The following is an 11,226-nucleotide window of genomic DNA, read 5'->3' on the forward strand; positions in this document are numbered from 1 at the left end:
ACAAAGAAATAATTAACTTTATAATATTTTTCAAAAATTGAAAAAAACTTCAATATTTGGCTTTAATCGTCTATAATCATGAAATTTTTTTCATAATCGTCTATAATCACCTTTTTTAAAAAACGAGAATTGTGATTCAATTAATAGTAGGAACATAATACTTGTGTTGTGGACAGCGGGACGAAGGAGCACTAAAGAAAGGAGTATATAATTTATTTAAGAAGGAGAAAAAATGAGAATACAAAATCATCCCATACTAAGTTTCAATAGAGGAAAGCAAATAAAGTTCTATTACAATGGTAAAGAATTGATAGGTTACGAAGGAGAAACCATTGGGGCAGCATTGTACGCAAATGGTGTTTTTAAATTCAGTGAAAGTAAGAAATTACACAGACCAAGAGGAATTTTCTGCGCTATTGGACATTGTTCCTCCTGCTTGATGACAGTTGATGGAGTCCCAAACGTAAGAACGTGCATAACTCCTCTAAAAGATGGAATGAAAGTGGAATCCCAAAATATCGGAGTTGAGATAAATGAGTAAAATTGAAAACCTTGAATTATTGGTTGTAGGTGGAGGTCCTGCAGGACTTTCAGCTGCACTTGCTGCTGCTAATTACGGAATTAAAGTATCTTTAGCAGAAGAAAGAGAATTTTTAGGGGGACAACTAATAAAACAAACCCATAGATTTTTCGGTTCAGAAAAAGAATACGCAGGCACAAGGGGAATAGATATACTGAGAAAGTTGATCGACGAAGTTAACAAAAATAAAAACATAGAAGTGTTATTATCTTCTCGAGTCTTGGGAATCTATGAGGATAACGTTGTAACTATATTAAACGATCATAAAATGAAAAAGTATTATCCTCAAAGTATTATTTTTGCAACGGGGGCATCCGAAAAATTTTTAGCTTTTGAGAATAACGACCTTCCTGGCATTTTTGGTGCTGGGGCAGTTCAGACTTTGATGAATGTTTATGGCGTCATGCCAGCAACAAATGTCTTAATGATTGGTTCGGGAAATATTGGGTTGATAGTTTCTTACCAATTATTACAAGCTGGTGTAAAAGTAGCTGCAATAGTTGAAGCAGCGCCAAAAATAGGTGGATACTCTGTTCATGCATCAAAACTCAGAAGGTTGGGCGTACCGATTTTAACGTCTCATACCATAAAAAAAGCTATCGGAAAAGAAAAAGTTGAAGGAGCGGTAATATGTGAACTCGACAACGATTGGAATGAAGTAAAAGATACAGAACAACTGATCAAATGTGATGCAATCTGTCTATCTGTTGGATTAACCCCATTGGTTGACCTCTTAAAACAAAGGAAAGTAAAAACCACTTATGTCTCAGAACTGGGCGGCTACGTCCCCTTAAGAGACGAAAATATGGAAACCTCAATTAAAAATTTATTTGTTGCAGGGGATGTTTCAGGGATAGAAGAAGCAACAGCAGCAATGATCGAAGGTCAAATAGCCGGTTTATCCGTTGCCAAAAGAATCGGAAAAAACAACAAAAAAGAAATTGAAAAAAGAATAGAAGAAGGTAAAAATGAATTAGAATTGCTAAGATCTGGACCTGTAGGCAAGAAAATTAGGAAAGGTTTATCTAAATTAGGTTTGAATCACGGGAAAAATTATAACGAAAATTTTTCAGAAGAAGCACTCGATATCTCTCACTTGATGAAAACTGGGGTACCTTCGGAAGAAAACTTAAAAAACAAGTTACCATCAGAAGAAAAGGTCTTTGACAAAGGACCTATAGCCATATCAGAGTGCTTTCAAAGATTCCCTTGCGACCCCTGCGTAAAAAGCTGCCCTTTCAACGCCATATCTGAAAATGGTAACATCAACAACATTCCCTACGTTGACTTTGAAAAATGCACCGGATGTGGCATATGTGTTAGCAAATGTCCAGGACTGGCAATGTTTGTAGTTCATAAGAATTTCAGTGAAACAACTTCGGTTGTTATTATGCCTTACGAATTTCTTCCAAGACCCCATAAAGGAGAAATTGTAAAGGTATTTGATAGAGAGGGAAAATACTTATGTGATGGCAAAGTAATAAGAATATTGGATGGAAAATTTCAAGACAAAACAGCCGCAGTGAGTATAGAAATTCCAAAGAGATACTATTTACAAGCCAGGAATTTTAAAGTGGAGGAATGAAGTCATGGATGAAAACAAAGTAATAATTTGTAGATGTGAAGATGTAACCTTGAAAGAAATAAGGAACGCCATAAGAGAAGGTTTCACCACCGTTGAAGAAATAAAGAGGGTAACAAGAAGCGGTATGGGACCTTGTCAAGGTAAAACTTGTGGCTTGTTGATTGCAAAAGAAATTTCACAGATGACAGGCAAACCGATGGAAGAGATAGAATTGCAAAACATCAGGCCTCCCTATGGAGGAATAACCTTTGAAGAAGTAACAAAAGGAACCATAACGGAAAATGATAAATAAACCCTAATATAATTAGCAGGTGAAAAATATGAAAAATAAGGCCAATGTTGTAGTAATAGGCGGAGGAGTCGTAGGCTGTTCCATCGCCTATAACCTTGCCAAAAAAGGAGTTAAAGATGTAGTATTACTTGAAAAATCCTATCTTTCAAGCGGAGCAACTGGTAGATGCGGCGCGGGAGTTAGGCAACAATGGGGCACCAAACAAAACTGCCTTTTGGCAAGCGAAAGTATGAATATTTTTGAGAACTTTGCAGATATCCTTCAAATAAAAAGAGACATAGAATTAAAGCAAAAAGGTTACTTATTACTAGCATACTCTGATAAAGAATTAGAACAATTTAAAAAAAATATCGAAGTTCAACACAGTTTAAATATACCTTCTGTTCTATTGACGCCTAAAGAAGCAAAAGAAATCGTTCCCAACTTAAACATAGAAAAATTGGTCGGAGCTGCCTACTGTGCTAAAGACGGGCATGCCAACCCTTTCCAAGTGACTTTGGGTTATGCTGAAGCTGCACAAAGATTAGGTGTGGAAATAAATAAATTTACCGAAGTCAAAGATATAAAAACTAAAAACGATGCATTACTAGGGGTACAAACAAATAAAGGTTTCATAGAATGTAAAAAGGTAGTTGTAGCTGCAGGAGGCTGGACACAGAATATAACTAAAATGGCTAAAATAGATCTACCTATTTACTCTGAAAGACACGAAATATTGGTAACAGAATCTGTTAAAAGTATACTAGATCCAATGCTAATGTCATTCTCTTACAATATTTACTGTCAGCAAGAGCCGGTTGGAAGCTTCATTATGGGTTACGGGCCGGAGAACGAACCACATAGTTACAATATGGAAAGTTCATGGAAATTCCTTGAAACTATGTCAAAAAAAGCAACGTGGTTATTACCTCCTCTTAAAAATATCCGCATCATTAGGCAATGGGCGGGTTTATACAACATTTCGCCAGATAGACAACCAATAGTATCACAAATTAATCAGGTAGAAGGTCTCTATGTCGCATGTGGATTCAGTGGGCATGGTTTTATGCTTGCACCAGCTGTTGGAATTCTAATGGCAGATATAGTTACAGGTGATAAATTAACATACGATGTCATTTTAGATTTAGAAAGATTCAACAGAGGAGAAATCATTGAAGAGCCCTCTGTTGTATAAAACTTAAAAAGGAGGAATCAACTTTGAACAACTCAATACCAATTTACGAAATGCCTGAAAATGAGCCAATTTTAAACTATGAACCGGGAAGTAAAGAAAAAAAAGAATTGAAGGAAAAACTTTCCAAACTAAAAAACGAAAAAATCGAAATACCTCTTATAATAGGTGGGAAAGAAGTAAGAACCGGTGATCTTGGAAAATCTGTTATGCCCCACGATCATAACCATGTATTGGCAGAATATCACAAAGCTGGTGAGAAAGAAATAACGATGGCAATAAAAAGTTCCTTAGAGGCAAAGAAAGTATGGGATAAATTTTCATGGGTTGATAGACAATCCATTTTCAAAAAAGCGGCTGAACTATTATCCACAAGTTGGAGATCAACATTAAATGCAGCTACCATGCTTGGTCAAAGCAAAAATGTATTTCAAGCAGAAATAGATTCAGCTTGTGAATTGATAGACTTTTTGAGATTCAACTCATACTATGCAACAAAAATATACATGGATCAACCAAAATCTACAAAAGGTATTTGGAACAGATTAGAGTATAGACCTTTAGAAGGCTTTGTTTTCGCTGTTACTCCATTTAATTTTACTTCCATAGCAGGAAACCTACCCACTGCACCTGCTATCATGGGAAATACGGTTTTGTGGAAACCAGCATCTTCGGCTGTATATTCGGCATATTTCTTTATGAAATTGCTGCAAGAAGCCGGATTACCCGACGGAGTGATAAACTTCATACCTGGTCCAGGGTCCAAAATTGGAAGTATAGTTTTTAAAGACCCTAATTTTACAGGATTACATTTTACTGGTTCAGCTCCAACCTTTGAAAATATGTGGGAAACGATTGGGAAGAACATAAGAAATTACAAAACTTACCCAAGAATAGTTGGAGAAACAGGCGGAAAAGACTTTGTAATTGCACACGAAAGTAGTGAAATAGAATCACTAGTAACAGCTTTAATTAGGGGAGCCTTTGAATATCAAGGTCAAAAATGCTCTGCTGTCTCAAGAGCTTATATACCTGACAACATCTGGCCTAAGGTAAAAGAAAATTTGATAGAAAATTTGAAAGAAATTAAAATCGGTTCTCCAGAAAATTTCACTAACTTCATGAATGCCGTAATTGACAAAGAGGCTTTTGATAAGATAAAAAGTTATATAGATTTTGCAAAGGAAAGTAATGAAGCAGAAATAATCTATGGTGGGAAGTGCGATGATTCTATTGGATATTTTATTGAACCTACGGTAATATTAACTACTAATCCAAAGTTTAAAACTATGGAAGAAGAAATATTCGGACCTGTTTTAAGCATCTACGTTTACGATGCAAAAGAATTCGACAATGTATTGAAATTATGCGATGAAACTTCACCTTTTGGTTTGACTGGCGCGATCTTCGCTCAAGATAGAAAGGCTATCAAAAAAGCAGAAGAAGTTCTCGTAAACGCTGCAGGAAACTTTTACATCAACGATAAGCCTACAGGTGCAGTAGTCGCTCAACAACCGTTTGGTGGTGCAAGGGCTTCGGGAACAAACGACAAAGCTGGAAGTGTTATAAACCTTTTAAAATGGGTTTCCGCCAGAGCAATTAAAGAAAATTTTGCCCCACCAAAAAATTTCAAATATCCATTCATGAACGAAGAATAAAGACAACCTAACGGCAAATAATGAAAATGTCCCCACCAGGGGACTTTTTTATTGGAGCGGATAATGGGATTCGAACCCACGGCCCCTTGCTTGGCAAGCAAGTGCTCTACCGCTGAGCTATATCCGCAATGTTTAAGTTGGTGCGCGAGGTGGGACTTGAACCCACACGGATTATTAATCCACAGGATTCTAAGTCCTGCGCGTCTGCCAGTTCCGCCACTCGCGCTAATAACTATAAAAAAATGGTGACCCGCCTGGGATTCGAACCCAGGACCCTTTGATTAAAAGTCAAATGCTCTACCAGCTGAGCTAGCGGGTCACTTAGTAGTTACATATATAAAATTCTTTTTTGCAACCGTTGAATATTATAACTGTTCACAACACTTTTGTCAAGTCTAAAGTTAAAACAACAAGTAAAATTGAGTTTAATATTCATTGTTTTTTTACTTTAGTTCAATTACTTCTCTTCTTTCAAAAAAACCTCAGACGAAACAAACAAGAGGAAAAGCCCTCCTACAAACAAAACCAAATTAATTATTACAAAGGCGTTTAAGCTAATTTGTTTGATATTTCCTGTGTACCTTATTAAATCTACCACATATTTAACAGGTAAAATATTACTTATCCATCTAACAGATGAAGGTAAAAATTCAACAGGAAAATATACACCCGAAAAGAAAGTCATTGCGACATAAAGAATAGACGCAATTTCTATTGTTACGGAAGGTTCTTTGAACAACAATAAAAGCAATATCCCAAATCCCATCATTCCTATAGATGAAGTAAAAAACACTATAACAAGCAGTCCCCAGTTGAATGTTAAACTCAAGTCAAATATTGTTTTACCTAAAAAAACTATAATAAACATGGATATGAGATTCAAAAAAAGCTTAGTGAATGATGCAGATAAAGTGAATTCTATCGGTTTCATTGGTGAGGCTTTAAGTCTTTTAATCGTGCCTAGTTTTCGATACCTTCCAAATACGTTTATCATTGAAAACATTCCGCCTGATAAAAGCGATAATCCTATAACCCCGGTTAAAATAAAATCCAAAGTATTTTCTTGACTTTCTCCTATGGTGGTTTCAACAAATTCCACGTTTATATAACCTTCATTCATCCCTACAAAATTCTTTTTCAACAAACTTTGCAATTTTAACTTTAAAAATATATTGCTCCGATTATTTATATCTGCTTCTGTTTGAACAAAAGTTATTTGATTATTCTCAACCATAATTATTCCCATATCGATTTGATCGCTTTCTAAAGCTTGACTTAAAGAGTTTTTGTCTTCAAAAAATAAAACTTGATAAGGAAGATCTTCTACAATCCCCTCTTCAAAATTACCGGCGATTCCCAATTTATATTCAACACTTTGGTCAATCTCTAAACCAAAAACAATCCCGAAAAGCAACAGTATTAGAACAGGTAGAAGCAGAGTAAAGAACACTTCAAAACCGTTTCTAAAGGTTTCTTTATAAAATATACTCACTAAAGAAAACATGCGTTTATTTTTCATGGTAAACCATCCCCTTATAACTCATTGAAAAGATTAAGATAGATGCCACCATCCAGATAACAGGCACAATTATATTAACAGGGACAAGAACATTACCCGTCATCAACTTCCTCATCCCATCTAATAAATAAGTAACAGGGTTAAAATAAACGTACCATCTTATAAACCAAGGTGTATTAGTCACCTCAAAATAAAATCCACTTAAAAAAATGGTCGCTTGATAAATAACCTGAGAAATTGCTTCGGCGGATCCCATATTCTTATACAAAGAAGAAAGAAGAAGGCCGACACTCAGTATCACGAGGATTGAAAAACCACTGTAGGCTATAAACTCTGGTTTATATATATCCGGATTAACATCAAAAAGGTAAGCCTCAACGTATAAAACGATCAAAGAAAGCAACAGTAGGATGAGATGTGAAAGTAAAAAGCTAAAAAAGTATTCGTTCCCTTTTATAGGAGTAGAGTTTAGCCTTTTAAAAACACCTTTTTCAACGTAATACGAAAAATAAATAGGCATATTAAATACAGCTACAGTCAAAACAGACATCAAAATAATGGCAGGAAATAGAAAATCTCTGTATCTATACGGTTCTGATTGTTTTATACCTATAATCTCTTCATTAACCGTTAATTTTACTTCTTCCCCTCTTGTGTACATCATTATATTCATTTCATCCAAAAAAATTTCAAAAATGTCTTTTGCATACATAGAAGCACTATCGTTGGTATAATAAACTTTTATATCAGGAACCTCAATGGTTTCGATCAAAAATTTCAGATTCAGCAAATTAAAGTTTTCAGGGAACACTACAAAAACATTTATCTCGGAATTTTTTAAGTTCTGAAGTCCTTTTTCGAAAGAATCATACTCCTCTACTTGAAAAGGGATATGATTTGATTCAGACGGAGAAAAGACATCATCGAATGTAGTTTTTATTACTCCCTGCAAAGGCTCTTCGTAATATATTCCAACCTTCAAATCTAAATTTTCTGAAGTGCCAATATTTTCAAAGATACTCACGAATAAAATAAAAAATAACGTGGGAAATATTATAGTCCAAAAAGGAACAGCAAATTCTCTTGAAGAATTAAGAAAAAATGTTTTTGTGAGATTTATAATTTTTTTCATATTATCTCACCTAATCCCTTAAGCTTTTTCCGGTTAAATGGAGAAAAACGTCCTCTAAGTTAGGCTTTCTAATAACAATATTCGATATATCAAATTTCTTTATTTTTGCTTCCTCAAATATTCTTACAAGAGTATTCTCTACATCTTTTGTTTCTATGGTATAAAAATTTTCTTTTATGGTGACTTGAAAATTTGAATCTTTGAAAAGTTCTTCTTTTATCTCATCAAAGTTCCCATTAGAGTTAATTTCAAAGGTGATTATGGAGTCCATTTTCAACGAATGTATTAGCTCTTTAAGTGTTCCATGGGCTATTACCCGACCTTGATCAAAAATATAGATTCTATCAGCCAAAAATTCAGCTTCTTCCATATAATGGGTAGTTAGTATTATGGTCTTGCCTAAATTTCTTAAGTCCGATATTTTTTCCCATGTACTTCTTCTCGCTTGGGGATCTAACCCTGTAGTTGGCTCATCAAGAAACAACAACACAGGATCATTAATTACTGCTGTTGCTAACGCTAATCTTTGTAATTGTCCGCCTGAAAGTTTCGATACCTTACTATTCTTTTTTTCTTCAAGATTAAAATCGTTCATAATCATGTTTACATCAAGACTGTTCTTGTATAATCCTGAGAATGCCTTAAGGGTTTCCAAAACCTTTAAATTTGGGAAAAAATTAGTATCTTGTAATTGAATGCCTATTCTTTCTTTAATATTAGAATCTACGTTTTCTATCTTTTTCCCAAAATAGTAAATTTCTCCCGAGTCTTTTTTTCTCAATCCTTCGATTATTTCAAGTGTTGTTGTTTTTCCAGCACCGTTTGGCCCTAAAATAGCAACGATCTCACCTTTTTTTACATCAAAAGAAACCCCGTCAACTGCCCTTACACTCTTATAATACTTCTTCAAATTCTTCACTTCAATAATACTCTCCATCACAAACATCCCCCCTGTAAGGTTTATAACCTAAGCCTCTTCTAAAACGTTTCTAAGCCATTTTTTACTTCTATATCTGAAAAAAAGAATTATTGATTTTATGATCTCTTCCATCATTGTTAAAAAGTAGACTGTGGGAAAACTTAAATCTAATAACAATCCTCCAACCGCAGCTAGAGGGACACCTATAAACCACAAAGTAGACGCTTCAACCAAAAAAGAGAATCTTGTGTCTCCCCCAGCCCTTAAAAATCCGACAACGTTCATACCGTTGAAGATTTTTACCGGTAGGAAACCCATTGAAATAACTATTGTGACTTTTACCATATTTTTAACTTCTTCTGAAACATCGAATATATCAACTACTAAAAATGTAGTTACTATCCCTACAATAGCTGCTATTACACTTATTAACTCCGCCAATTTTAACGCTTTTTTTGAAGTTTCAAACGCTTCTTCAAAGTTAGATACTCCCAATATATTTCCAATAATTACAGATGCAGCGTTAGCTATAGAAAAAGTAACTGAAACTGCAAACCCCTCAATAGTTGACATGACTCTTTGAGCAGCTATTACACTTGTTCCCATATGAGCATAAACAACGGTATACATAGTAAATCCTAATGACCATGCGAATTCATTTGCCAAAGTAGGTAAAGCGTAATGAAAGAAGTTTTTCATAAATTTTGAATTCAATTCTGCAACATGTTTAAAATATGCTCTCCCTGGGAGCTTTCCAACGTAAACTATAAAAACTGTTGCAGTACATCCTATTGCCCTAGCAATCAAAGTCCCTATTGCAGCACCTTTTATACCTAAAACAGGAAAACCCAACTTACCAAAGATTAGCAAATAATTTAGCAAGATGTTTGTAGATAATTCTATAATAGTTATTATCAAAGGTAAATGAGCTTTTCCTATGCTTCTGAGCATAAAAGAAAAAACCATTGTAATTGCAAATAAGGGGTAACTAAAAGCAATTACCTTTAAATAAGGGACTCCAGCTTTAATAACCTCAATATCTGGGCTAAAAAATCTCAAAACTAATTCTGGAGTAAAATAGCTCAACAAAAAGAATGGAATAGAGAAGAGAAGGGAGGACAAGATAGTTAACGCAACAGAACGAGATAAACCATCCTCATCTTTTTTCCCCCAATACTGTGCAAAGAAAATACCTCCTCCAGAGACTAATCCAAACAATATTAAGTTGTATAAAAAGAAAAACTGATTTGAAAGTCCGACTGAAGCTATGGCAACCTCTCCCAAAAGGCCAATCATTAAGGTATCAACAAAATTAACACTTGTAAAGATAACTTGCTGAAGGGCTATCGGGAAAGCTATTCTTATTATTCTTTTGTAGATCTCCATAGAACCTCCTAAAATGCATTTTACAAAATAAAAAATATATGAATATAAAGAATTTTACCACAATAATCATGGTTATTTTTCTAAAAAATATGAAAATAATTGTTAAGAATCACTCGGAAGAAAAAAAGTGCATTTACTAGAGTAAAATTGGACAATATCAAATACTAGAAAGAAATAAGTCTGCTCAAAAAGAATTATCCCAGAGCAGACTTAACATATAACCTCTTTATTATATACTTTTAAATAATCTTTTTACCACAAATCTTTAGCACTGGTAGAAATAGCATGGATACCATTTTTAAAGAGTTCCAGAACTTCCCCTGAGTTTGACAGTTACAAAAACGTAAGAATTCTAAAACAGGCATGAATAATTGAAAAAAAGCGTTTTTTGCTTTCTCTGTTTTCCAAAAGTGTCACTACATGCCTTTCTTTTCCTTTATTTATCGGTGTTTTGGTCTTATGCTTTCACTTTGCTCTTTTCTAATCCTTTAATTTCCTTATTTTCGTTCTGTAGTTTTAGTTTCTCTACAAATTCCTCATGCGGGGTTACCACTTTTGGTATTGGTATATTAAGTATCTTCAATATCTTCTGAGCTAAAAGATTCATATTGGTTCTAATGGCAAAATGTTGCTCGTTGGTTTTAATATCTATGTATTCCATGTTTTTAATCGCTTCTCTTATCTTTTCGTGTGAGTATTCTATATTGTTCCTTTCTAGTTCTAATTCAAGCGTTCTTTGCATTATGTAAGATACAAAACTCATCACAATGTGTCCCTTTATCCTTTTCTGTGTCCAATGAAATATTGGTCTTGTTTCAAGATAGTTCTTTAGTGTTCTGAAGCTTTCTTCCACTTTCCACAAGGTATGGTATTGCTCTAATATCTGTTTTGGATTCAACTGTGTGTTGGTTATTATTCCATAGTATCCGTCTTATTTTCCGCTTTTTTCTATCTTTTGTATATCAAGTGTATATTCTACTCCGT

Annotated in this window: 9 protein-coding genes, 3 tRNA genes and 1 pseudogene; 5 read left to right on the forward strand and 8 right to left on the reverse strand. The window is 34.3% G+C overall.

Features of this window, described 5'->3' with window-relative positions; genetic code table 11:
• The first annotated feature begins 232 nt into the window (after window positions 1-232).
• From X929_RS09535 to pruA, 5 genes are read left to right on the forward strand one after another with little or no spacing between them, the layout of a single operon-like run.
• A complete protein-coding gene (locus X929_RS09535; RefSeq protein ID WP_103067770.1) occupies window positions 233-541 on the forward strand; it encodes a (2Fe-2S)-binding protein in 309 nt (102 codons plus the stop codon).
• Complete coding sequence (locus tag X929_RS09540; protein ID WP_103067771.1) at window positions 534-2,165, forward strand: FAD-dependent oxidoreductase; 1,632 nt, start codon at window positions 534-536, stop codon at window positions 2,163-2,165. The genes X929_RS09535 and X929_RS09540 overlap by 8 nt, the downstream gene beginning before the upstream one ends.
• Window positions 2,166-2,169: 4 nt before the next feature.
• Complete coding sequence (locus X929_RS09545; protein ID WP_103067772.1) at window positions 2,170-2,457, forward strand: (2Fe-2S)-binding protein; 288 nt, start codon at window positions 2,170-2,172, stop codon at window positions 2,455-2,457.
• A 28-nt stretch (window positions 2,458-2,485) separates the two neighbouring features.
• Window positions 2,486-3,631 carry an NAD(P)/FAD-dependent oxidoreductase gene (locus tag X929_RS09550; protein WP_103067773.1) on the forward strand — a complete coding sequence of 382 codons (1,146 nt, stop codon included), beginning with the start codon at window positions 2,486-2,488 and terminating at the stop codon, window positions 3,629-3,631.
• 23 nt (window positions 3,632-3,654) lie between these two features.
• Window positions 3,655-5,286, forward strand: a complete 1,632-nt coding sequence (gene pruA / locus X929_RS09555) for an L-glutamate gamma-semialdehyde dehydrogenase (RefSeq protein ID WP_211286767.1) — start codon at window positions 3,655-3,657, stop codon at window positions 5,284-5,286.
• A gap of 52 nt (window positions 5,287-5,338) precedes the next feature.
• Here pruA and X929_RS09560 read toward each other — a convergent pair.
• The 8 genes and pseudogenes from X929_RS09560 to X929_RS09595 all read right to left on the reverse strand — a co-directional run.
• Window positions 5,339-5,413 (reverse strand) — tRNA-Gly (locus X929_RS09560).
• A gap of 11 nt (window positions 5,414-5,424) precedes the next feature.
• Window positions 5,425-5,512: transfer RNA gene (locus X929_RS09565), tRNA-Leu, on the reverse strand.
• Between the two features lie 17 nt (window positions 5,513-5,529).
• Window positions 5,530-5,605, reverse strand: a tRNA-Lys gene (locus X929_RS09570).
• Between the two features lie 138 nt (window positions 5,606-5,743).
• A complete protein-coding gene (locus tag X929_RS09575) occupies window positions 5,744-6,805 on the reverse strand; it encodes an ABC transporter permease (protein ID WP_103067774.1) in 1,062 nt (353 codons plus the stop codon).
• Complete coding sequence (locus X929_RS09580) at window positions 6,795-7,937, reverse strand: ABC transporter permease (RefSeq protein ID WP_103067775.1); 1,143 nt, start codon at window positions 7,935-7,937, stop codon at window positions 6,795-6,797. The genes X929_RS09575 and X929_RS09580 overlap by 11 nt, the downstream gene beginning before the upstream one ends.
• 10 nt (window positions 7,938-7,947) lie before the next feature.
• Window positions 7,948-8,874, reverse strand: coding sequence for an ABC transporter ATP-binding protein (locus X929_RS09585; RefSeq protein WP_103067776.1), 927 nt, complete (start codon window positions 8,872-8,874; stop codon window positions 7,948-7,950).
• A gap of 30 nt (window positions 8,875-8,904) precedes the next feature.
• Window positions 8,905-10,242: an MATE family efflux transporter gene (locus X929_RS09590; protein ID WP_103067777.1), complete on the reverse strand. Its 1,338-nt coding sequence runs from the start codon at window positions 10,240-10,242 to the stop codon at window positions 8,905-8,907.
• 457 nt (window positions 10,243-10,699) lie between these two features.
• A pseudogene (locus X929_RS09595) lies at window positions 10,700-11,226 on the reverse strand (IS1634 family transposase); the annotation flags it as partial.

This window comes from Petrotoga olearia DSM 13574, from assembly GCF_002895525.1.
GTDB classification, from domain to species: Bacteria; Thermotogota; Thermotogae; order Petrotogales; family Petrotogaceae; genus Petrotoga; species Petrotoga olearia.

Coding starts and splice junctions, on each gene's coding strand:
- X929_RS09580 (WP_103067775.1), bottom strand. CDS start 7,937: ATGAAAAAAATTATAAATCTCACAAAAACATTTTTTCTTAATTCTTCA.
- X929_RS09575 (WP_103067774.1), bottom strand. CDS start 6,805: ATGAAAAATAAACGCATGTTTTCTTTAGTGAGTATATTTTATAAAGAA.
- X929_RS09540 (WP_103067771.1), top strand. CDS start 534: ATGAGTAAAATTGAAAACCTTGAATTATTGGTTGTAGGTGGAGGTCCT.
- X929_RS09585 (WP_103067776.1), bottom strand. CDS start 8,874: ATGGAGAGTATTATTGAAGTGAAGAATTTGAAGAAGTATTATAAGAGT.
- X929_RS09550 (WP_103067773.1), top strand. CDS start 2,486: ATGAAAAATAAGGCCAATGTTGTAGTAATAGGCGGAGGAGTCGTAGGC.
- X929_RS09590 (WP_103067777.1), bottom strand. CDS start 10,242: ATGGAGATCTACAAAAGAATAATAAGAATAGCTTTCCCGATAGCCCTT.
- X929_RS09545 (WP_103067772.1), top strand. CDS start 2,170: ATGGATGAAAACAAAGTAATAATTTGTAGATGTGAAGATGTAACCTTG.
- X929_RS09535 (WP_103067770.1), top strand. CDS start 233: ATGAGAATACAAAATCATCCCATACTAAGTTTCAATAGAGGAAAGCAA.